Origin of the sequence: Tistrella mobilis, from assembly GCF_039634785.1 — a bacterium.
Lineage (GTDB): Bacteria > Pseudomonadota > Alphaproteobacteria > Tistrellales > Tistrellaceae > Tistrella > Tistrella mobilis.
In genome coordinates this window covers 36,783-58,371 of record NZ_JBBIAB010000009.1, presented here as the reverse complement: position 1 = coordinate 58,371, position 21,589 = coordinate 36,783, and the positions used below count along the sequence as shown (strand labels likewise).

Here is a 21,589-nt window from a genome sequence, read left to right as displayed (position 1 = left end):
GTCCACAGATCGACAGGTCAACCCGGGTTTACATCGCCTTAACCCTGAGCCGCGCCCCGAAGCTGACACAGGTTTTCCCGTGGCGACATCAGCCCCGCTCAGGCATGCTGGCGGCCATGCACCGAGGATTGGCCTGCGCATGACCACCGACCAACCCCCGAAGCCGCGCCCGGGCCGATCCGCCCGGCCAGCGCCCAGCCTGCTGCGTCGGGTTTTGCGGGCGGTGCGGGCCGTGGTGCTGACAATACTGGCGGTCTGGGCGGCCATGCTGGTCGCCTATCGCTGGATCGATCCGCCGGCGACGCCGCTGATGCTGATCCGCCTGGTCGAAGAGGGGCGGCTGGATTATCGGCCGCGCGACCTGGATCAGATCGCCCGCGCCCTGCCGAATTCGGCGATCGCCGCCGAAGACAATAATTTCTGCAGCCATTTCGCCGTCGACTGGAACGCGGTCGGCGAGGCGATCGAGGAATGGCGCGACGGCCGGCCGCTGCGCGGCGCCAGCACCATCACCATGCAGACCGCCCGCAACCTGTTCCTCTGGCCGGGCGGCGGCTTCCTGCGCAAGGCGCTGGAGGTGCCGCTCGCCTTCGCGATCGAGATCCTGTGGCCGAAATGGCGGATCATCGAGCTTTACGTGAACGTCGCCGAAATGGGGCCGGGCATCTATGGTGCCGAAGCCGCCGCCCGGGCCCATTTCGGCAAGCCCGCCGCGGCGCTGACCGCACGGGAAGCGGCACTGCTCGCCGCGGTTCTGCCCAATCCGCGCCGCTGGAGCGCCTCGGAGCCCACGCGCTACATCCAGCGCCGGGCGGGGGTCATCACCCGCCGTGTGGGGCAGCTGGGGCCGGCGACAGCCTGTGCGGCACCGCCGGCCTGAGCGGCTCCGGGGGGCTCAGCCGAGGCCGTGATCGCGGAACCAGGCGAGGCAGCGCGCCCAGCCGTCCCTGGCGGCTTCGGGCCGATAGCTCGGCCGATAATCGGCATGGAAGGCATGGGGCGTGTCGGGATAGACGATGATCTCCGACGCCTGCGCCGCCGGCGTGCCGGCCGCGGCGAGTGCAGCACGCATCTGCTCCACCGTCGCAACCGGAATGCCGCTGTCGGCCCCGCCATAGAGGCCCAGCACCGGCCCCGCCAGATCGGCGGCCACTTCGATGGGCTGGCGCGGCGTGATCTCGTTCGACGGCCCGACCAGCCGCCCATACCAGGCGACGCCTGCCTTCACCTTCGGATTATGGGCGGTATAAAGCCAGGTCGTGCGCCCGCCCCAGCAGAAGCCGGTGATGCCCAGCCGCTCCGGATCGCCGCCGCGTTCGGCTGCGGCATGAGCGGCGATGGCATCCAGATCGGCCATCACCTGGGCATCCGGCGTTTTCGAGACCACGGTCGAGATGATGGTCTGCACGTCGGGCAGCGTGGTGACGTTTCCCTGACGCGCGAAGGGATCGAAGGCGATTGCCAGAAAGCCCTCATGCGCGAAACGCCGGCAGACATCGGCGATGTGCTCGTGCAGGCCGAAGATTTCGGGCGCGACCAGGATGGTGGCGAGCCTTTCGCCCCCTGCCGGCCGGGCGAAATAGCAGGGCACGTCGAAGCCCGAGACCGGCAGGGTGAAGGCGCCCGCCTCCAGCCCCGCGGCATCGGTCGTGATCCGCGTCTCCGCCCGCACGGGCCTGGCGGCCAGCGCAAAACCCACCGCCAGCGAGCCGAGGGTAAAGCCGCGGCGGGTGACGTCCACAGGCGGCACGAGGCTCGCCAGGTCAGATGAATGATTGGTCATTTTTCTGGATCTCCGGCAAGGGGCGCGGTGGACGTCACCACCGCTTCCTTTGCCAGATGGCCTGATATCCCCTCGTCGACCAGCGTCTTACGCGAAACGCTGCATCCACGGGAATGCACCAATCCGCATTGACGACCTAGTCGAGCAGGTCCGGCTGTTCCTTGACGATCCGGGCATAGAGCGGCTGGAACTGAAACCAGCCGGCCTGGGCGGTGCCGGTGACCGAATAGGCCTGGGCGGCCGACGCATCGGAGATGACCTTGGGCGTGCCTGCCGCCTCTGCCATCAGCTGGACCTGGCAGCAGCGCTCCATCGCCACATACCACCAGACCGCCTCGTCCACCGAGGCGCCGACCGTCAGCAGGCCGTGGTTCTGCAGGATCGCGGCCTTGTTGTTGCCCAAGGCCCGCGCGATCCGGTCGCCCTCGTCCAGTTCGACCACCACGCCGCCGAAATCGTCATAGACGGCATGGTCGTTCCAGAAGGCACAGGAATCCTGGGTGATCGGCTGAAGCGGCCGCCCCAGCGTCGACCAGGCGCGGCCATAGACCCCGTGGCTGTGGGCCGCGGCCATCACATCCGGGCGGGCCTTGTGGATGCGGGAATGGATGGCGAAGGCGGCGGCATTGCAGATCGCATCGCCGTCGACCACCTGCCCCTCTTCATCGACCCGGATCAGGTTGGAGACCTTGATCTGGCTGAAATGCACGCCGAAGGGGTTGGTCCAGAAAGTGGTCGGATGTTCGGGATCGCGCACGGTGATATGTCCGGCGACGCCTTCATCCAGGCCGAAGCGCGAGAAGATGCGGAAACCCGCGGCAAGGCGCTGCTTGGCGTGGAGCCGGGCCTCTTCCACCCGCTCGAAGCGGGGCGGGCGGGGCAGGTTGCCGTAGCGGGCCGCGGCGGCGCTCATCGGCCCCGGATCGGTCGCGGGGCGCCTGGCGGCGGGATCGGCGGCCGGGGTGGGATGCTGGGCGGTCATGGCGTCAGTCCTCCATCGCCTTCTTGTAGACCGACTGCTTCGGGGCGGCGAACACCCGTCGCAGCATCGGCTCGAAGGCCTCGAGCGGCATGCATGCGGCATCGGCATCGAAGGCCGGCGCATCGTATTTCTCGCAGAAGGCCGCCGTGCGGTCGAAATTCGGATGCCCCCGGAACTGTTCCCGGATGTCGCGGTCCAGCCCGATATGGTGGAAGAAATAATAGCCCTGGAACAGGCCGTGCTTCTCCACCATCCAGTGATGCTCCGGCTCGACGAAGGGCTTCACGATCGCGGCCGCGATATCCGGATGATTATAGCTGCCGAGCGTGTCGCCGATGTCGTGGAGCAGGGCGCAGACCACGTATTCCTCGCTCTCGCCGGCCTGGTGGGCCAGCGTCGCGGTCAGCAGCGAATGATGCAGCCGGTCGATCGGGAATCCGCCGAAATCACCGTCGAGCAGTTTCAGGTGATCCAGAATCCGGTCGGGCAGCGCCCGGGCATAGCCGCGGAAACTGCCGGCGATCTTCGCCCAATCCTCGGCGGTGCCCTCCTGCATGCGGCGAAAGCCGGCGCGGGCTTCGGCATCGGGCGGCGTGATGGCGTTCATGTGACGGCTCGTCCTCCCTTGGATCCTTCGACGGAGCGGTTGTCGCCCCTTGCCCGGACGGTGGTTCCGGGACAAACATGCTAGGATCATGTATTGCCTGTCGTCTGTCGGCCCTGCGACAGTCCACGCAACCATCCCGCCGCGTCTTTGCGCCCCCTCATCCCCGAGACCCCGCGCCGCCCGATGACCATCCCCTTCGCCGACCAGAGCGGCTTTCTTTCCTCGTCCCTGCCCGAGGACACGGTGCGGCGCCTGACCGAGGCAGGCAGCCGGCGCCGGGTGCCGGATGGCGGGCTGATCCATGCCAAGGGCGACGAGGCCGATGCCCTGTTCGGCGTGATTTCGGGCGCGGTCCGTATCGCCTCGGCCGGCGATGACGGTCGTGAACTGGTGCTGGCCGTGCTGGAGCCCGGCGCCTGGTTCGGCGAAATCGCCCTCATCGACGGCGGCCGGCGCACCCATGACGCCGTGGCGCTGGGCGAGAGCGAGCTGATCGTGGTGCCCAAGGCCGCCTTCGTGCGCCTGCTGACAGAGCATCCGCCGCTGTCGGCTCATCTTCTGGTCCTGCTCTGCCGCCGGCTGCGCATGACCTTCTCGGCCCTTGAAGACGAAGCCTTCCTGCCGCTCGATCGCCGGCTCGCCAAGCGCCTGCTGGCGCTGGCCGATGCCTATGGAGAGGTCGAAGGCACCGCCACACGGATCGCCCTGCATCTGCCGCAGGAGGAACTGGGTCACATGCTCGGCACGTCGCGCCAGACCGTCAATCGCCTGCTCGGCGCCTGGGCCCGCGACGGGCTGATCGCCCGCGCCTATGGCCGGGTGACGATCACCGACCGCGCCGCCCTCGACCGGATCGCCCGCGGATGACGGCGGGCGGCGAGGAGCGTCTGCCCCTGCGGATCTGCGTCATCGGCGACAGCTTCGTCGCGGGCGCGGGCGACAGCACCTGCCTGGGCTGGGCAGGCCGGGTGGCGGCAAAGGCCATCGCCCGCGGTGCCGATCTCACCCTCTACAATCTGGGCATCCGCCGCGACACCAGCCGCGACATCGCCGAACGCTGGCTGAGCGAAAGCCGCGCCCGGCTGCCGGAGGGCGTCGACGGCCGGCTGATCTTCGCCTTTGGGGTCAATGACCGCATGGAGGCGCCCACACCCTTCGGCACCAGGCTGCCGATGGCCGAAAGCCTCGCCAATGCCGAGGGCATTCTGCGGGTTGCCGGCGCCCGTCGGCCGGTGCTGATGATCGGCCCGCCGCCGATCGCGGAAGACGAGGCCAATCTGCGCATTCAGGCATTGAGCGACGCCCTCGGCCCGATCTGCCGGCGCCTGGGCGTGCCCTGGCTGCCGGTTTTCGATGCCCTGGCCGCAGATCCGGTGTGGATGGCAGAGGTCCGGGCGGGGGATGGCGCCCATCCGGATGCTGCGGGCTATGAACGCTTCGCCGCACTGATCGAAGGCTGGCCGGCCTGGCAGGGCTGGACCGGCAGCGCCTGATGGAGCGTTGACCGGTTCAACGCGGCATCTTCGCAATTTCCGCCATCAGCCAGTCGCGAAAAGCCGCCACCGCCGGCCGGCGCAGCCCCACCTCGGTCGCAACCAGGTAATAGCCCCAGCCGTCATCGGCACGGATGTCGGGGAAAAGCTGCACCAGCCTGCCGGCTGCGATCGCATCGGCGGTCAGCGACGGCCGGCCGATGGCGATGCCCTGGCCGGCCTCCGCCGCCTCGATCACCGCGGTCGATTCGCTGAAGACCGGTCCACCCGGCCCGGCGGCGATCACCTCCGGCATCGCCACCCCCGCCACCCGGAACCAGCAGCCCCAATCATCGAGTTCGGCGAAGTGCAGCCGCACCTGATCCAGCAGGCAGGCGGGCGCAAAATCGGTGCGGGTGCGCAGCGCAGCGGCCAAAGCAGGCGCCGCCACCGGGGTGAGGGGTTCGGGACCGAGCGGCAGCACCACCAGACCGCGCCAGTCCCCACGCCCCCAGCGCAGGGCGATATCGGCCTCGCCGCGGGCGAGGTCGACATGATGACGCTGGCTGTCGAGGCGCACGGCCAGATCGGGCTGCGCCTTCAGGAACCCGCCGATGCGGGGGGCCAGCCAGAGGCTTGCAAAACTCGGTGCCACGCCGACGGTCAGGATGCCGGGCGCCGTGCGGGCCAGCGCCCGTTCATAGGCATGGGCCATCCCGTCCAGCGCCTGATGGGCGGCATCGGCAAGGTCGGCACCGACGGCGGTCAGGCGGACCCCGCGGGCTTCGCGTTCGAACAGCTTCAGCCCCAGCCGGTCTTCCAGCGTCTTCACCTGCTGGCTGACCGCCCCGGGGGTGAGGCCAAGCTCTCCTGCCGCCGCCGCCATGCCACCCAGCCGCGCCGCGGCGGTAAAGGCCCGGATCGCGTTCAGCGGCAGGCGCGCAATGGTGCGCGCCCGCGCGATCTCGGGCCGAAGCGCCGGATCGGCATGGGCGCCCCCCGGTTCGGGATTGGGATCGCGGAGCGGAGCATCAGCCATGCCCCGATCATGCCGTGGCGGCAAGCACCGGTCCAGCAGCGGCGAACCGGGCTGCGGGTGCTGCACCGGCGGGCAGGCTGCGCAGACGCAACCGGCCAACCCCCAGCAGGGGGCCAAGCTCGGCCTCACGGAATGGCGGCCGCCGGTCGGCGGGCAGATCCAGCTCGACGGTGGCATCCGCCGTGATCTCGCGCCCGCCCGCCACATCGCGCACCAGGGCCCGCAGCCGGTCCAGGCGCCGGTTGGCGAGGATGGTTCCCGGCGTCGCCCAGAGCGGATCCACCGACGGCCACAGACGTTCATGAACACTGCCGGCACCGGCACCCCAGCGCGCCAGCCAGGCCTCTTCGGCCATGAAGGGCAGAAGCGGCGCGATCCAGGCGACCAGATGGTTGAAGCTGCGCGCCGCGACCGCCGCAACCGCCCGCCGCCCGGGGGCATCTGCATCCCCCGCCAGCAGACCGGCCCGCAGACCGGCCCAGCCGGCGGTCAGCTCGTCGGCGCAGAATCGGGCCAGCCGGGCCAGCATCGCCGGCAGATCGGCCGCCTCCAGATCGTCGCGCAACTCGGCATCGATTTCGACCAGCCGGGCGAGCAGCAGGATCTCGGGCATGTCGAGCCGGTCGGCCGGCGGCAGCAGCCCGGCCGGTGCCACCGCCAGATGATCGAGCAAGCGCCCCAGGGCCGCGCGGATGCCGCAGACCGCCCCGGACGCATCGACAGTGTCACCGGCTGCAAATCGTGCACGGAGCAGATCCGCGCCGTCCTGGTCCGCACGCGCGGCCCAGCGCCGCCAGTCGGCACCGGCATCACCCGCCGCGGCATCGGCATCCGCCAGCAGGCCAAGGCGCCGTCCGGCCGCATGCGCCGCCCCGGCCGGCGGCGGGGTGTCGAAGCCGGCCATGCGCCGGGCCCGCGCCAGCATGTCCCGGCAGAGCGCCGCCTCGACCACGCCAGCCCCCGCCGGCAGAAGCTCGGACATCTCGGGAAGGGCCGCACGCGGGCGCCCGGCGCAGGCGCTGCGGGCCCGGCGGTCCAGACGCATCTCCGCCCAGGCATCGACGAGCCGGGCTTCGCGTGCGGGATCAGCTTCGGGAGAAAAAATCGGATCGCCGGCCGTGAGGTCGGCAGAGAAGGGCGCGGCGGTGGCCTGAAGAAGCAGCTCGGTCATGATCGGGTCCCGTCGGTCGTACCGCCCCGCCGGGCGGTCCCTCCGGTTTGAAACCGGGACCTCGTCTCCGAACGGTCAGGCGGTGCCTGTATCGTCGCTCCGGCGCCCTATGACGACGCCGGTCCCGGCCTCCGCAGAGACCGGGCGGGAAATTCGCGCAATCGATACCGATACCAGGCAGCGGCCACGGGCGGCCGGGGAGCGGCGGGCATGCGTGCAGATGCCGACGATCATGACTGCCCTCCTCTCCTGCGCGTGATGAACCGATGCGGGGAAGCCTGCGCGATGGCGCACCTTCCCGTCAAGAACGATCTGCCGGGGGTTGCCGATCAGCCGGCGCGGATCCGCGCCAGGATCTCGCGCACCACCTGGTCGAGCCGGGTGATGGTGGCCGTCAGCTCCTCGGTGCCGGCCAGCACCGCATCGGCGGCCTCTCCGGTCCGGTCCGAGGCCTGCCCCACCTCGGCCGCGCGCACCGACACCCGATCGGTGGCGGTGGCCGCTTCCTGAACATTGCGGGCGATTTCCGCAGTGGCGGCCCCCTGCTCGTCGATCGCCGAGGCGATCGTCAGCGCGATCTCGTGCATCTCGCGGATGCTGACCGTCACCCGGTCGATCGCGGTGCCCATATCGGCGGCAGCGCCCTGGATCTCTCCCAGGCGACCCGAGATGTCGGCGGTCGCCCGCGCGGTCTGGTCGGCCAGCGCCTTCACCTCGGCCGCCACCACCGCGAAGCCCTTGCCGGCCTCGCCGGCCCGCGCCGCCTCGATGGTGGCGTTCAGGGCCAGAAGATTGGTCTGGCCGGCGATGTCGCCGATCAGCGACACCACCTGGCCGATCACCCGCCCGGTTTCGGCCAGCCGCTTCGCCTGGCTGTCGGCGCTGCCCGCCTCTTCGACCGCCCGATCCGCGGCACCGCGGGCACGGCCGACCTGAGAGCCGATCTCGCCGATCGAGGCCGACAATTCTTCCGCCGCGGCAGAGACGGTCTGGACATTGGCGGCGGCGGCCCGGGATTCGGTATCCACCGCCCGCGCGCCATCGATCGAGGTCGCCGACATCTGGCCCATCTCGGCCGAGGTGTCGCGCATCCGTGCCGCCGCCGCGATCAGCTCCTGCAGCATCCGCCCGGCCTCCTGCTCGAAGGCATCGGCGATGCGCCGTCGCTCGGCTGCAAGCTCCGCCTCATGGGCCTCGCGCCGGCGTTCGGCTTCGTGGGCCAGTTGGTCGGCCCGGGCCAGACCGTCGCGGAACACGACCACGGTGCGGGCCATAGCGCCGATCTCGTCGGCCCGGGCGGTTGCCGGTACCTCGACCGCACGATCGCCCTCGGCCAGCTGATGCATGGTGCCGGTCAGCCGGCGGATCGGTGCGGCGATGGCATGGCCCATCCAGAACAGGGCCATGCCGGCGCCGAGGGCGATCACCACCAGCCCGATCGACAGCCGCCGCTCGACGGCGCGGGCTTCGGCGAACACGGCCGCTTCGGGCACCGTGACCAGCACCGTCCATTTCGCGGCGCCATGGCCCAGATCCACCGGCAGCGCCCGAACCAGGACCGGCCCGGCGGGGCCGGCCACATCCGCACCGTCGGCCGCCTGCTCCACGGGGCCGCGGGCCGCGGCCTTCAGGATGCCGGCGATCGCCGGGGCCGTCGCCGGCCTGCCGCGCCGCGCGTCATCGGGATGCACCACCCAGAGCCCGTCGGCGGACAACACCGCCACCTGGCCGCTGCCGAAGGGGCGGGCCGATCCGATCCGGTGCTGGAGGTCGTCGAGGCCCAGATCGACGGTGGCGACACCCACCGGCTTGCCCGCCCGCAGGATCGGGGCGGCAGCCGTGGTCATCAGCACGTCCCGGCCGGCGACGGGGTAGAGATAGGGTTCGGTCACCAGGCTGCGGCCGGCGCGCATCGGCGCCCCATACCAGGCATCGGCCGCCGCATCCATGATCAGCGGCTCGGTCACCACGCCGCCATCGGCGGTGCGCGACATGTAGGGCACGAACCGGCCGTCGGCATCGCCGAGCCCGGTGTTGCGGAAATCGGCATCCCGGCCGTCGGGCAGGCCGGGCTGCCAGCCCAGGCCGCCGCCGACCACCCCCGCTTCGGCCGCGATCACCCCGTGCAGTGCCGCCGCCAGGACCGCACGATCGGTGGTGCCGGCCGCGAGCATACCGGTCTGCCCGGCCGCCATGGTCTCGGCCAGCGCAACCGCGCGTCCGATCTCTTCGGCCACCACCGCCGCCTGGCCGGCTGCGGTTTCCGCCAGAATCCGGTCGGCCGCAAGCCTGGCCGCCTCTTCCTGGGTGTGCAGCACATAGGCGGTCGCCAGCCCGAAGCCGACGATCAGGATACCGCCGCCCAGCACCAGGATGCGCAGGCGCAGGGATCTGAAGATGCCGCGTCCGGCCATGTCGCCCTCCGTCGATGTCGTGTGCCCGATCTATCACACCAACCATGACGCGCGGATGACGGTCCGGCTGTGGTTCAGCGGCACTGCCCCTCACCCCCAGAAATCCTGGATGGACCCGCGACCGCAGATGGGCGAGGCTTCAGACGTCCCCCGCCATCGCCGGATACGCGCCCCCATGCCCGACGCCGCCCCCGCTCATACACCGCTCGTCACCCCGCTGCCGGTGCCGGTCATCCGGCCACTCGTCGACGCCGATGGGGAGGGGCTGATCGCGCTGATCGATCTCTGCTGGTCCGCCTATCCGGGCTGCATCCTGGATGTCGACGCCGAACTGCCGGAGCTGCGTCACTATGCCAGCCATGTCGGCGCCCGTGGCGGCGCCGCCTGGGTGGCGGTTGCAGGCGGCGATCCCGCAGCCCCGGCGACGGCGGACACGATCCTGGCCAGTTGTGCGGTGATGGCGGCAGAGGGGGAGCCCGCGGGCCATTTCGAGCTGTTCAAGCTCTATGTCTCGCCACGGGCCCGGCGGTCCGGCCTTGCCCGCCGGATGCTGGTGCGGGCGGTCGAACACGCCCGCGATGCCGGCGGTCGCCATCTGATGCTGTGGACCGACACCCGCTTCACCGAAGGCCATGCCTTCTACGAGGCGCAGGGCTTCACACGCGGCCCCCACACCCGCGCGCTTCACGATCTGAGCCGTTCGGTCGAATACCGCTACGATCTGCCGCTCGGATCCAGCGCATGAGCGCGTCTGACCGGACGGAAACCGCCGGGGCCCGGCCGGTCGGCGCGATGCTGCTGGCGGTCTGCCTGCTCTCGACCATGGATGTCGTGGTGAAGCTGCTGGGCGGCGACCATGGCATCGGCCAGATCGTGCTGCTCAAATCCGCGGCCTCTCTGCCCTGGGTCGGGCTCTGGTGGCTGCTCAGGCCCGAGCGGAGCACCTGGCGGCTGGCCCGGCCCGGGGCCCATCTGCTGCGCGGAGTGCTGCTCGCGATCGCAGGCTTCGGCTTCTTCACCGCCTTCACCCTGCTGCCGCTGGCAGAGGCCTATGCCATCCTGTTCACTGCCCCGATCGTCACCGTGCTGCTCGCCTGGGCGCTGATGGGCGAACGGCCGGGCAAGGGGGCGGGCATCGCCCTCTCGGCCGGCTTTCTGGGCGTGCTGGTGGTGGCGTCGCCGGGGTTGATGGTCCAGGACGGTCAGGGCCATGGCCCGCTGACGGGCTATGTGGCGGCCCTGATCGGGACGGTGGGCTATGCCGGCGTCATCGTGACCACCCGCAAGCTGGCGCCGTCGGAGGGGATCGGGGCGCTGGCGCTGAGCGCCAACCTGGTGGCAGGCACGGTTGCGATCCCGGTGGCGCTGATCGACTGGACGCCGGTCTCGACCACCCAGCTTGCCGGCTATCTGGTCGTGGCCGGGTTGAGCGTCAGCGGAATCGCGCTGATTTCCTGGGCCCTGGCCCGGGTCGAAGTGCAGCGGGTGGCCCCGCTGGAATACACCGCCTTCGCCTGGGCCGTGCTCTATGACTGGGCGATCTGGCGGACGACGCCGGGCCTGGCATCGATCCTGGGGGCGGCGATCATCGTCAGCGCCTGCCTGTGGCTGGAAACCCGCCGCGCCGCCGGACAAAGGCGGGCGGCGGGGTGATGCCGGGCGCAGAGGCGGGGTTGATGATGGGGGTTGATCCCCGCCATCAACCCGACCATCAACCCTGTGCGGCCATATCCTTCAGCTGCGCCTTCAGCACCTTGCCGGTGGCGGTCGCGGGGAAGGCATCCATGATCACGAATTCGGCCGGGCGCTTATAGGGCGCCAGCCGTTCGGCCACCCAGCCGGCAAGCGCCTCGCGGGTCAGCACCCGCCCGGGCACCGGCTGGACGAAGGCCACCACCTCTTCATTACCCGGAACCGTCCGGCCGACCACGGCCGACTGCGCCACGTCGGGATGGGCGTTCAGCACCCCCTCCACCTCGGGCGGGTAGACGTTGAAGCCCGAACGGATGATCAGCTCCTTGGCCCGGCCGGCGATGAAGATCCGGCCACCGTCCAGGCGGGCCAGATCGCCGGTATCGAACCAGCCGCCCGGCTTCATCACCTCGGCCGTCAACTCCGGCGCCTTGTAATAGCCCTTCATCACCCCGGGGCTGTGGATCCAGAGCCGGCCGACCTGGCCGTCGGGCAGGTCGCGGTCGTCGGCATCGACCACCTTGACCGCCATATTCGGTAGCGGCCGGCCGACGCTGTCGTCGATGGCCGGTTCGGCGGGGGTGGTCTGCGATACGGCAGAGGTCGTCTCGGTCAGGCCATAGCCGTTGTGGAGCGACGTCCCCACCAGCGCCTCGGCCGCTGCCTTCACCGCCGGATCCAGCGGCGAGCCGCCCGCCGAGCAATAGCGCAGATGCGGCCTGGCGATCGTCGTCTGGCCGCGCGATTTCAGCACCGCCAGCAGGCGCTGATACATCGCAGGCACACCCTGGAACATGGTGACGCCCTCGTCCGCCAGGGCGCGGAAGACGGCATCAGGGTCGAAGCGCGGCGCCAGGCGCAGCGTCGCCCCGCGCATCATCGATCCGGTCAGCACTGACGACAGGCCGAAGATGTGCGACATCGGCAGCACGGCATAGACCACGTCGCGATGGGTGATCTGGCGGCCACGGCCGGATTCATCCGCCACCAGGATCAGGTTGGCATGGGTGATCATCACACCCTTGGGATTGCCGGTGGTGCCGGTGGTATAGACCAGCGCCGCCACCTGCCCCGGGCCCTCTTCCACCGGCTCGGGCATCGCCTCAGGGTTTTCGGGCGACAGCATCACCCGGCCGAGCGCGCCCAGATCGATCTCATCAGCCCCGGCCCTCGCACCATGGGCGGCAGCCTCAGGCGATACGCCGCTGGTATAAAGGATGCGCCGGGCCCCCGAATGGGCCGCGATCCGGTCCACCTCGGCACCGGTCAGCCGGGCATTGAGCGGGATGACCCAGACATCGCGGCGGCTGGCGGCCAGGATTGCGCCGACCAGGGCGGGCGCATTCTCCGACACCACCAGCAGCCGGTCCCCCGGCCGCACGCCCCAGCCGTCGAGCCGGCGGGCCAGGGCCTCGCTCTCAGCCATCAGTTCGGTGAAGCTGATCCGGCCGTCGTCATGGATGATCGCAGGCTTGTCCGGATGGGCGCGGGCGGCCGCCTCCATCACCTCGTGCAGACGGCGATAGCGATGCGGATCGCCGACATGATCCTCGAAACGCGGTGCCGCGGCAGGAACTTCGGCAGGGCCAGCGGCGGTCATGAACGGGCCTCGCGGATCATGTTGCGGGCGATCACGATCTGCTGGATCTGGCTGGTGCCTTCATACAGGCGGAACAGGCGGACATCGCGGTAGAAGCGCTCGACGCCGTAATCGGCGATATAGCCGGCCCCGCCCAGGATCTGCACCGCCCGATCCGCCACCCGACCGACCATTTCCGAGGCGAAGAGCTTGCAGCACGAGGCCAGCATGTTGACGTCCTCGCCGGCATCGCGGCGGCGGGCGGCATCTTCGACCATGCAGCGCCCGGCATAGGCCTCGGTACGGCTGTCGGCGAGCATGGCCTGGATCAGCTGGAACTCGGCGATCGGCTGGCCGAACTGGCGGCGGTCCATCGCATAGCTGAGCGCGTCGTGGATCAGGCGCTCGGCCACGCCGACACAGACCGAGGCGATGTGCAGCCGGCCGCGATCCAGCACCTTCATCGCCGTCTTGAAGCCCACGCCTTCGACGCCGCCGATCACCGCCGAGGCCGGCACGCGGCAATCCTCGAAGATCACATCGGCGGTATGGGCGCCGCGCTGGCCCATCTTGCGGTCGGGTTTCGCCACCGTCAGACCCGGCGTGCCGCGCTCGACGATGAAGGCCGAGATGCCCGAGGCCCCGCGCTTCTCGGGGTCGGTCCGCGCCATCACCGTATAGATGCCGGCCTCGGGCGCATTGGTGATGTAGCGCTTGGTGCCGTTCAGCACATAGCCGTCACCGTCGCGCCGGGCACTGGTCCTGAGGCTCGCCGCATCCGAGCCGCTTTCCGGTTCGGTGAGGCAGAAGGATCCGATCACCTCGCCCGAGGCGAGTTTCGGCAGCCACTGCGCCTTCTGTTCGGCGGTACCGTCCATCACAATGCCCTGGGCGCCGATGCCGTTATTGGTGCCGAGCAGCGACCGGAAGGCGGGCGAGGTCCAGCCCAGTTCGAAGGCGACCTTCACCTCTTCGGTCATCGACAGCCCGAGCCCGCCGAACTCTTCCGGAATCGACAGACCGAACAGGCCGAGCTCACGCATCTCGGCGACCACCTCATGCGGGATCTCGTCGGTCTCGGCGACCTGATGCTCCAGCGGCACCAGCCGCTCACGCACAAAGCGCCGGACGGTGCCGACCAGCTGTTCCAGGGTTTCGGGATCGAGGGCCATGATTCGGGGAATTCCTCAACGCGGGCGAAGCGGATGCGGCGGGGATCGCAGCACGGCTGCAGACGAGAACGGCGGCCGTCACGTCGCCGGATGGCGGAGGGGTATCGCAACAGGCCACCGTCCTCATCACCCGAAACGATAGAGGTGCGCGCGGGCATGGGTCAAATCAGCGGAATGTGTGGCCGCATCGTGGAATTTGATGGATGCAGACCCCTCCCATCAGGTCCCGGAGAGCTGCATCAGCTTTGGACCGCTCCCCCGCCCCTGTCAGGTCGTCAGATGCGGTGACGACAGCCACCGCATCTGCCCCGGCAGGGTCAGGAGACGGTGACCCCGTCGGGGTTGGCACCGGCCTGCGCCCGGGTGACCACGTCGAGCTCCACGCACTGCAATTGTGGTGCGGACCACACCCCCTTCACGGCATCCCTCGTCACGTCGGCAGTCGCCTCGCCCTGCATGCCGATCTGGTCAATGCTCGTGCTCATGTCCTGTTTCCTCTCAACGATACTGAAAGACGCCTCTTACGCCTTCGTTCTGTAAAGCATAGCCTATGGATGAGTATCGAGGGACCCCGGAGGGCGCATATTTCCCGACAGGGCGGGCATCAGATTGCAATCTGTGCCGTTATTGTTCGACGCCCCGATGAGAATCACCTCAAAGGAGAATTATCCCGAGCGATGTTGGAAAAGTGGATCAATCCCATCTACCTGGACGACAGGCGGACATCGCAGCTGCGCGCCGATTTCGAAGCGGATCCGGTCCGCATGCTGATACTGGACGATGTCCTGCTGCCAGAGCGCTATGCACGGATCTCCCAGGGCCTGCGGACGGATTGCGACTGGACGACCCATTATGGGGTCGACGCCAGCGGCGAACTGACATCAGCCGAACGGTTCAATGCCACCCCGGCGGATCAGCGCCTGTTCCGCCACGGAAACTATCGGGCACCGAAGACGGGGCGGGAGCTGGCACCCGGCATGCTCGCCATCGTGGGTTTCAAACTTCTGGCCGGCCGCGCCGACTTCAGGCACTGGCTTGGCACACTGACCGGCATCGACACCGGGGCGATCGCCGATCTGTTGGTCCGGCGCATGGGCCGGGATGATTTTTCGACCCGGCATGACGACCGCGCCGCGGAACGCAGGCTCTGCCTGCTGCTTTATTTCAACGATGACTGGCACCCCGGCATGGGGGGCACCTTTCGCGTCTTCACCGCCCGGGGTGAACGGGTCATCGACCCTTTGCCCAATCGAGCGATCCTTTTCGACGTCGATGCCGATCAGTCGCATGGCGTCGATCCGCTGCACGATGTTCCGGCAGACTGGTATCGCTACAACTTCACCCTCTGGCTTGGGTGACGATGGTGGCGCAGAACATTTCGCCCTGGATGTCCTTGCCATTTTTAATGATGATCATCATATATAATCCGAACCCGCACCGACCGGGACGGCTTGGAGGGACAAGGACGATGGCGACGAGCATGGGCACGGCACTGGTTACCGGTGCCTCTTCGGGGATCGGGGCGGTCTACGCTCGAAGGCTGGCACGGCGCGGGCATGACCTGATCCTGGTCGCGCGCGACCGGTTGCGGCTGGAGGCGGCAGCCGAACAGATCGCGGCCGAATACAGCGTGGCTGTGGAGGTTCTGGTCGCCGATCTGGCAGCCACGGACGGGTTGGAGGCGGTCGCGGCGCGGATCGAGGCGGATCCGGCCCTGTCGCTGCTGGTCAATGCGGCGGGGCTGGGGCCCGCCGGGCCGGCGCTGGCGACCCCGCCGCAGGGCTATGACGCGATGCTCACCCTGAACGTGGGCGCGCTGCAGCGGCTGACGCTGACCGCGGCGCAGGTCTTCGCCGGGCGTGGACGGGGTACCATCATCAACCTCGCCTCGGTGGTCGCCCTGATCCCCGAGCGGATGAACGCCCCCTATGTCGCCGGCAAGGCTTTCGTTCTGGAGCTGACCCGGGCACTTGCGGCCGAACTCGCCGGCAGCGGCGTCCGCTTCCAGGCGGTTCTGCCCGGGCTCACCCGCACCGAGATCTTCGATCGCGCCGGCGGCAGCCTGGACCACTTCCCCGCCCATATGGTGATGGAGGCCGGCGACATGGTCGACGCCGCCCTTGCCGGGCTGGATGCGGGTGAGCTGGTCACCATTCCGTCCCTGCCCGATGCGGCCGACTGGGCGGCCTATGACGCCGCCCGGGCGAGGCTTGCCCCCAACCTGTCGCATGACCGGCCGGCGGCCCGCTATCTGGCCCCGCCCCCGGCCTGAGCCAGGAGCTTAATCATGATAATCAGCATATAAACGCCGTCTGATCTTCAGGAGGCCCGGCCATGTCGGCTGCCGAAACCGCCACGCCCGCCGCAGCCACGGCGGCGCCCCGCCGCCTCAGCGGGGGCATGCTGGCCCTGCTCGCCGGGCTGGCCGCGTTGGGCACGCTCTCGACCAACATCATCCTGCCGGCCTTCCCCTCGATGGCGGCAGCGCTCGATGTGCCGGCGCGGGATCTGGGCCTCACCCTCACCAGTTTCTTCCTGGCCTTTGCGGTCGGACAGCTGGTGGTCGGGCCGGCCTCGGACCGGTTCGGCCGCCGGCCGCTGGTGCTCGGCGGTCTGATGCTGTTCGTGATCGGCTCGGCGATCTGCTGGGCGGCGCCCGATTTCGGCACGCTGATCACCGGCCGCGTGGTGCAGGCGGCTGGTGTCTGCGCCGCTTCGGTGCTCTCCCGCGCCATCGCCCGTGACCTCTATGACGGCGAGGCCCTGGCCCGGGCGCTGGCCTTGACCATGGTCGCCATGGCGGCGGCGCCGGGCTTCTCGCCGCTGCTGGGCAGCGCCCTCGACACGGCGTTCGGCTGGCGGGCGGCCTTCGTGCTTGTGGGTGTGGCGGGCATCCTGCTTGCCATCGCCCATCTGACCGTGGTGGGGGAGACCCACCCGGCCGACCGCCGCCGTCCTGCCGGCATCGGCGGCATCGCCCGGGCCTATGTTGAACTTGCCCGCGATCGCCGCTTCATCCTGCCGGCCAGCGCCGTCTCGCTGGTGCTCGGCGGGCTTTATGCCTTCTTCGGCGCCACCCCGGCCATCCTGATGACCGGCATGGGTTTCACCTCGCTGGAGCTGGGGCTGTTCTTCGCCGCCACCGTCTTCGTCGTGTTCGGCGCCGGCTTCGCCGCACCGCGCCTGGCCCATGCCTTCGGCGCCGGCCGTGTCGCCCGTGCCGGCACCCTGCTCGCGCTCGCCGGCGGCCTGGCGCTGGCCGCAGGCGGCAGCACGCCCGGGATCGCCATCTTTACGGCGGCGCTTTCGGTGTTCCTGTTCGGGATGGGGCTGGTCAACCCGCTCGGCACCGCCATCACCCTGCAGCCCTTCGGCAGCCGGGCCGGCCTCGCCTCGGCCCTGCTCGGCTTCCTGCAGATGGCCATGGCGGCGCTCGCCACATTGCTGGTGACGGCCCTGCCCCTGCCGCAGACGCTGGCGATGGCCGTGGTGCTCACCGGCGCCTCGGGGCTGGCGGCACTCGCATTCACAATCCAAGGAAATAAGTGACCGCTCGCTCAGTCACAAGATCCGGTAGGGGAACGCAGCGTTGCAGCGATGAAGGCTTGACCGGACGGGTGATCCTGCCGTCTCGTCTTCTGCCGCGTCCACCTCCGTTGCAAGGCGCCCGATGCAGTTCCTTACCGCTACCAGCCTGCGCGTCAGGCAGATCCTGGGCTTCGCCGTCCTGCTCATGATGCTGGCGGCGCTTACGGCCGTGGGTATCTCTCAGGTCGATACGATCGACGATACCCTCACCCGAATCAACACCGTCAATTCGGTCAAGCAGCGCCACGCCATCAATTTTCGGGGCAGCGTCCATGACCGCGCAATCGCCCTGCGCGATCTGGTCCTGATCCAGGATGCCGCCGAACGGCGCAAGGTCGTGGCCGACATCCGCCGGCTGGAAGGCTTCTATGCCGATGCGGCCCGCGCCCTGGACGGCATGATCGCCGCCGGCGCGGAGATGACGGCGGAAGACCGCACCCGGCTCGACCGGATCAAGGCAATAGAGGCACGGACGATGCCCATGGCGGCACAGATCATCCGGCTGAGCGACGCCGGCGACAGCGCCGGGGCGACGCAGCTGCTGATCAGCGGTGCGCGCCCTGCCTTCACCGAATGGCTGGCGGCGATCAACGCCTTCATCGACCTGCAGGAGGTCAAGAACCAGGAAGCTGGCGCCATTGCGGCGGCCAAGGCGAGCGGCTTCCGCGAGCTGATGATCATCGCCTGTGCGGTGGCGCTGGCGGTGGGCCTGCTCTTCGGCCTCTGGTCGGTGGCGGCGCTCAGGCCGTTGCGCCGGCTGACCGGGGTGATGCTCACCCTCGCCCGCGGCGACCTGACGGTCGAGGTGCCGAAGGTCGCCAGCCGCGACGAGATCGGCGACATCGCCGGCGCGGTCGCGGTCTTCAAGGCCAATGCGATCGAGGCGGCCGACTTCCGGGCCCGGCAGGAATCCGCCGAGCGCGACGCCCAGGCGCGCAAGAAGGCCGAGATGGCAAGCCTCGCCCAGAGCTTCGAAAGCCAGGTGCAGGGCGTGGTGACGGGGCTCTCGGGCTCGGCGGACCAGCTCCGCAGCTCGGCCCGCGCCCTTTCGGGCACCGCCGAAGACACCGAACGCCGGGCACATCAGGTGCTGCGTTCGGCCGAATCCGCCTCGACCAATGTTCAGACCGTCGCCGCCGCCACCGGCCAGCTTTCGGCATCGAGCAACGAGATCGGCCGGCGAATCGAGGAAAGTGCCGCCAAGGCCCGCACGGCCGCGGACCAGGCCGAGGGCACCAATGCCGTGGTCCAGGGCCTGCGGGAGAAAGCCGAGCGGATCGGCAATGTGGTGAAGCTGATCTCCGACATCGCGGAACAGACCAATCTGCTGGCGCTGAACGCCACCATCGAGGCGGCCCGCGCCGGCGATGCCGGCCGCGGCTTCGCCGTGGTCGCGAACGAGGTGAAATCGCTCGCCACCCAGACGGCGACCGCCACCGGCGACATCGCCGCCCAGATCACCGACATCCAGGCGGTCACCCGCGACGCCGTCGGCGCCATTCAGGGGATCGCCGCGGCGATCCGCGAGGTCGACGGCATCGCCGCCACCATCGCCGCCGCGGTCGAGGAACAGAATGCGGCCATCGGCGAAATCGGCCGCAATGTCGATCAGGCCTCGCGCGGGACCGGCGAGGTCAGCGAGGCGATCGCGGGCGTCGGCGAAGCGGCCTCGCGCACCGGCAGCGCCGCCGCCCAGCTGCTCGGCGCATCGGAAGAGCTGTCGCGTCAGGCAGGCGCCCTGCAGACCCAGCTCGACCGCTTCCTGGCCGGCATCAGGGCCTGAGAATCCGGGTCTGAGGATCCGGGGAGCGGATCAGGCGAGCAGATCGCGGGTGGCGGGATCGGGCATCCCGCCACACCAGCGGTCCAGGGCGGCCTGGAAGACCGGTACCCCTGAGACGGCCCCGAACAGGGTGACGCAGGACCGGAATTTCAGGTCGTCCGGGCTGCCGAAAAGCGCGTGCAGCGATGCGGCCGGGGCGGCGGTCGCCGTCTCCACCGCACCGACCAGTCGCGGGCCCAGCACCGGATGGGCAAGATAGGCCCGGGCCTCGTCGGCATCGCCGATGCCATAGCGCTGCGCCGTGGGGCTGCGGCCAAGGGCGCGCAGCTGCGGGAAGATGAACCACATCCAGTGGCTGCGTTTGGCGCCTGCCCGCAGCTCCGCCAGCGCCTGATCGAAGACCGGCGCCTGGGCGGTCACGAAGCGCGCAAGATCATAAGGGTCGTCAGCCGGCGTCATTGAACCTGTCCTTCGTGATGGCCCCGGTCGCCTTCTCCGGAAAGAGTCGCCTTCTGCGGAAAGAGTCGCCTTCTCCGGAAAGAGTCGCCTTCTCCGGAAAGAATGGCGATGACGGCAAGCGCGATCAAACCGACCCTGGCCGATCATGCCATCATCATGTGGTCGAGAACGTCGAGGAGAGGCAAAGCATGGCCGATACGCCGGTGGACAGGGTGCTCTGGTTCATCGACGGCCATTATCGCGAGGCGCTGGACCTGGACCGGATGGCCGAGGTTGCCGGCGTGTCGCGTTTTCACCTCTGCCGGGCCTTTGCCGCCGCCAACGGCGGCACGGTGACCGGCCGGCTGCGCGAGGTGCGCCTGCTCGCCGCGGCCCGTCAGCTGGCGGCCGGCGCACCGGACATCCTGACCGTGGCGCTGGCCTGCGGCTACGGCTCTCACGCCGCCTTTACCCGTGCCTTCCGCAGCCGCTTCGGGCTTCCGCCCGACCGGTTTCGCACGGCAGCCCTCGCCGACCCATCCCGCTTCCCGCTTCCGGAGACCGCGATCATGCAACCGACCATCCTTCAGAACCTGCCGCCCCCGCGCACCGAACGCCTCGGCCCCTTGCGCGTCGCCGGCCTCAGCGGCCATTACGACCTCAGCACCATCGGCACCATCCCCGCCCTGTGGCAACGGCTGGTGATGGAATACGAGCCCCTGCCCGGGCGGCTGGACGGCGTGTCGCTGGGTGTGTGCTATGGCGGGGATCCCGAGGGCGGGCTCGACTATCTGGCCGGCGCCGAGGTTGCCGGCTTCGACGGCCTGCCGGCAGAGCTGACCCGCCTGGAACTGCCGGCGCGCAGCTATCTGGTCTTCGCCTGGCCGGGGCACATCTCCGAGATCCGCAACCTGGTCCACACCATCTGGAACCACTGGCTGCCGACCCATTGCGTGACCCCGGCCCGGGCGCCGGACTTCGAGCGCTATCCCGAAAGCTTCGACGGTGCCACCGGCGATGGCGGCTACGAAATCTGGATCCCGCTGGACGACTGATCTCAGCGCACCGCCGAGACCCCGCCATCGACCACCAGCGCGGTGCCGGTGGTGAAGCTCGACATGTCGCCGGCCAGATAGAGCGCCGAGCGGGCGATCTCAGCGGGCTCGGCCAGACGCTTCAGCGCGTGCAGCCCTTCGACATGGGCGCGGATCGCGGGGTCGGGCATGGCGGCACGCCCCATCGGCGTATCGGTGCCGCCGGGCAGCAGCGCATTCGCCCGAATGCCCTGCGGCCCGTATTCCGCCGCGATCGCCCGGGCAAGGCCGACCACACCGGCCTTGGCCGCCGCATAGGCGCCCATCATCGGAAAACCGACCACGGGGCCCACGAAGCTGGCGGTGAAGATCAGCGAACCGCCGCCGCGGGCGATCATCGCCGGAATCTGGTGCCGTGCGCCCAGAAAGGCGGCGGTCAGGTTCACGTCCAGCACCATCCGCCAGTCCGCTTCGTCGAGCCCGGTCACCGGCACCGCCGGTCCGGTCGCCCCGGCATTGTTGAACGCAATGTCGAGCCCGCCGAATTGCCCCTCGGCGGCCTCGACCGCCGCCCGGGCCACGGCGTCGTCGCGCACATCCCCTGCGACCGCCACCGCTTCCCCATCCCGGGCGGCGATCTCTTCCACCAGCCGGTCGAGTTCTGCCTGCCGGCGTGCCACCACCACCAGCCGCGCGCCTTCGGCCGCAAACAGTTTCGCGGCCTCATAACCGATCCCGGAACTCGCCCCGGTCACGATCGCCACCTTTCCCTCAAGCTGCGACATCGGTCGCTCCTCCTGCGTTGTCGATGGCAGGAGCATCGCCATGGGATCGA

At 69.6% G+C, this 21,589-nt stretch carries 21 protein-coding genes; 10 read left to right on the top strand and 11 right to left on the bottom strand.

Annotated elements, in window-relative coordinates; translation table 11 throughout:
* Nucleotides 1–139 precede the first annotated feature (139 nt).
* A complete protein-coding gene (mtgA, locus tag WI697_RS14695) occupies nt 140–880 on the top strand; it encodes a monofunctional biosynthetic peptidoglycan transglycosylase (RefSeq protein ID WP_345958979.1) in 741 nt (246 codons plus the stop codon).
* Nucleotides 881–895: 15 nt separating this feature from the next.
* Here the strand turns inward: mtgA and WI697_RS14690 are convergent, their stop codons facing one another.
* The 3 genes from WI697_RS14690 to WI697_RS14680 form a co-directional block, all read right to left on the bottom strand.
* Nucleotides 896–1,783, bottom strand: coding sequence for a dienelactone hydrolase family protein (locus WI697_RS14690; RefSeq protein WP_345958978.1), 888 nt, complete (start codon nt 1,781–1,783; stop codon nt 896–898).
* A gap of 136 nt (nt 1,784–1,919) precedes the next feature.
* Nucleotides 1,920–2,696, bottom strand: a complete 777-nt coding sequence (locus WI697_RS14685; protein ID WP_041605220.1) for a class II aldolase/adducin family protein — start codon at nt 2,694–2,696, stop codon at nt 1,920–1,922.
* A 73-nt stretch (nt 2,697–2,769) separates the two neighbouring features.
* Complete coding sequence (locus WI697_RS14680; protein WP_014743753.1) at nt 2,770–3,372, bottom strand: HD domain-containing protein; 603 nt, start codon at nt 3,370–3,372, stop codon at nt 2,770–2,772.
* 183 nt (nt 3,373–3,555) lie between these two features.
* On the opposite strand from WI697_RS14680, the gene WI697_RS14675 reads away from it, so the two are divergent.
* Nucleotides 3,556–4,239, top strand: coding sequence for a Crp/Fnr family transcriptional regulator (locus WI697_RS14675; protein WP_345958977.1), 684 nt, complete (start codon nt 3,556–3,558; stop codon nt 4,237–4,239).
* Nucleotides 4,236–4,865, top strand: coding sequence for a GDSL-type esterase/lipase family protein (locus WI697_RS14670; protein ID WP_345958976.1), 630 nt, complete (start codon nt 4,236–4,238; stop codon nt 4,863–4,865). Before WI697_RS14675 ends, WI697_RS14670 begins: the two co-directional genes overlap by 4 nt.
* A gap of 16 nt (nt 4,866–4,881) precedes the next feature.
* Here WI697_RS14670 and WI697_RS14665 read toward each other — a convergent pair whose 3' ends face one another.
* The 3 genes from WI697_RS14665 to WI697_RS14655 all read right to left on the bottom strand — a co-directional run bounded on the left by WI697_RS14665 (nt 4,882) and on the right by WI697_RS14655 (nt 9,468).
* Nucleotides 4,882–5,883: a LysR substrate-binding domain-containing protein gene (locus tag WI697_RS14665; protein WP_345958975.1), complete on the bottom strand. Its 1,002-nt coding sequence runs from the start codon at nt 5,881–5,883 to the stop codon at nt 4,882–4,884.
* Between the two features lie 7 nt (nt 5,884–5,890).
* Entirely contained in the window at nt 5,891–7,054 is a 1,164-nt protein-coding gene (locus WI697_RS14660) for a class I tRNA ligase family protein (protein ID WP_345958974.1), read from the bottom strand.
* A gap of 329 nt (nt 7,055–7,383) precedes the next feature.
* On the bottom strand, nt 7,384–9,468 hold the full coding sequence (locus tag WI697_RS14655) for a methyl-accepting chemotaxis protein (protein WP_345958973.1): 2,085 nt from the start codon (nt 9,466–9,468) through the stop codon (nt 7,384–7,386).
* A 175-nt stretch (nt 9,469–9,643) separates the two neighbouring features.
* Here WI697_RS14655 and WI697_RS14650 point away from each other — a divergent pair, with 175 nt between their 5' ends.
* On the top strand, nt 9,644–10,213 hold the full coding sequence (locus tag WI697_RS14650; RefSeq protein WP_345958972.1) for a GNAT family N-acetyltransferase: 570 nt from the start codon (nt 9,644–9,646) through the stop codon (nt 10,211–10,213).
* Entirely contained in the window at nt 10,210–11,121 is a 912-nt protein-coding gene (locus tag WI697_RS14645; protein WP_296717048.1) for a DMT family transporter, read from the top strand. Before WI697_RS14650 ends, WI697_RS14645 begins: the two co-directional genes overlap by 4 nt.
* Before the next feature lie 58 nt (nt 11,122–11,179).
* On the opposite strand, the gene WI697_RS14640 is transcribed toward WI697_RS14645, so the two are convergent.
* The 3 genes from WI697_RS14640 to WI697_RS14630 form a co-directional block, all read right to left on the bottom strand.
* Complete coding sequence (locus tag WI697_RS14640) at nt 11,180–12,760, bottom strand: class I adenylate-forming enzyme family protein (RefSeq protein WP_345958971.1); 1,581 nt, start codon at nt 12,758–12,760, stop codon at nt 11,180–11,182.
* Nucleotides 12,757–13,911 carry an acyl-CoA dehydrogenase family protein gene (locus tag WI697_RS14635; RefSeq protein ID WP_345958970.1) on the bottom strand — a complete coding sequence of 385 codons (1,155 nt, stop codon included), beginning with the start codon at nt 13,909–13,911 and terminating at the stop codon, nt 12,757–12,759. Before WI697_RS14635 ends, WI697_RS14640 begins: the two co-directional genes overlap by 4 nt.
* 317 nt (nt 13,912–14,228) lie before the next feature.
* Complete coding sequence (locus WI697_RS14630) at nt 14,229–14,396, bottom strand: hypothetical protein (protein ID WP_345958969.1); 168 nt, start codon at nt 14,394–14,396, stop codon at nt 14,229–14,231.
* 69 nt (nt 14,397–14,465) lie between these two features.
* Here WI697_RS14630 and WI697_RS14625 point away from each other — a divergent pair, with 69 nt between their 5' ends.
* The 4 genes from WI697_RS14625 (at nt 14,466) to WI697_RS14610 (ending at nt 19,282) form a co-directional block, all read left to right on the top strand.
* On the top strand, nt 14,466–15,269 hold the full coding sequence (locus WI697_RS14625; protein WP_345958968.1) for a 2OG-Fe(II) oxygenase family protein: 804 nt from the start codon (nt 14,466–14,468) through the stop codon (nt 15,267–15,269).
* Nucleotides 15,270–15,379: 110 nt separating this feature from the next.
* Entirely contained in the window at nt 15,380–16,183 is an 804-nt protein-coding gene (locus WI697_RS14620) for an SDR family NAD(P)-dependent oxidoreductase (protein WP_345958967.1), read from the top strand.
* A gap of 62 nt (nt 16,184–16,245) precedes the next feature.
* Nucleotides 16,246–17,460, top strand: coding sequence for a multidrug effflux MFS transporter (locus WI697_RS14615; protein WP_345958966.1), 1,215 nt, complete (start codon nt 16,246–16,248; stop codon nt 17,458–17,460).
* Nucleotides 17,461–17,581: 121 nt separating this feature from the next.
* The gene (locus WI697_RS14610) at nt 17,582–19,282 is read left to right on the top strand and encodes a methyl-accepting chemotaxis protein (protein WP_345958965.1); all 1,701 of its coding nucleotides are present in this window, start codon (nt 17,582–17,584) and stop codon (nt 19,280–19,282) included.
* A gap of 30 nt (nt 19,283–19,312) precedes the next feature.
* Here the strand turns inward: WI697_RS14610 and WI697_RS14605 are convergent, their stop codons facing one another.
* Nucleotides 19,313–19,741, bottom strand: a complete 429-nt coding sequence (locus WI697_RS14605) for a DUF1810 domain-containing protein (protein WP_062761737.1) — start codon at nt 19,739–19,741, stop codon at nt 19,313–19,315.
* Nucleotides 19,742–19,929: 188 nt separating this feature from the next.
* Here WI697_RS14605 and WI697_RS14600 point away from each other — a divergent pair, with 188 nt between their 5' ends.
* The gene (locus WI697_RS14600) at nt 19,930–20,775 is read left to right on the top strand and encodes an AraC family transcriptional regulator (RefSeq protein ID WP_345958964.1); all 846 of its coding nucleotides are present in this window, start codon (nt 19,930–19,932) and stop codon (nt 20,773–20,775) included.
* Between the two features lie 2 nt (nt 20,776–20,777).
* On the opposite strand, the gene WI697_RS14595 is transcribed toward WI697_RS14600, so the two are convergent.
* Nucleotides 20,778–21,539, bottom strand: coding sequence for an SDR family oxidoreductase (locus WI697_RS14595; protein ID WP_345958963.1), 762 nt, complete (start codon nt 21,537–21,539; stop codon nt 20,778–20,780).
* Between the last annotated feature and the right edge of the window lie 50 nt (nt 21,540–21,589).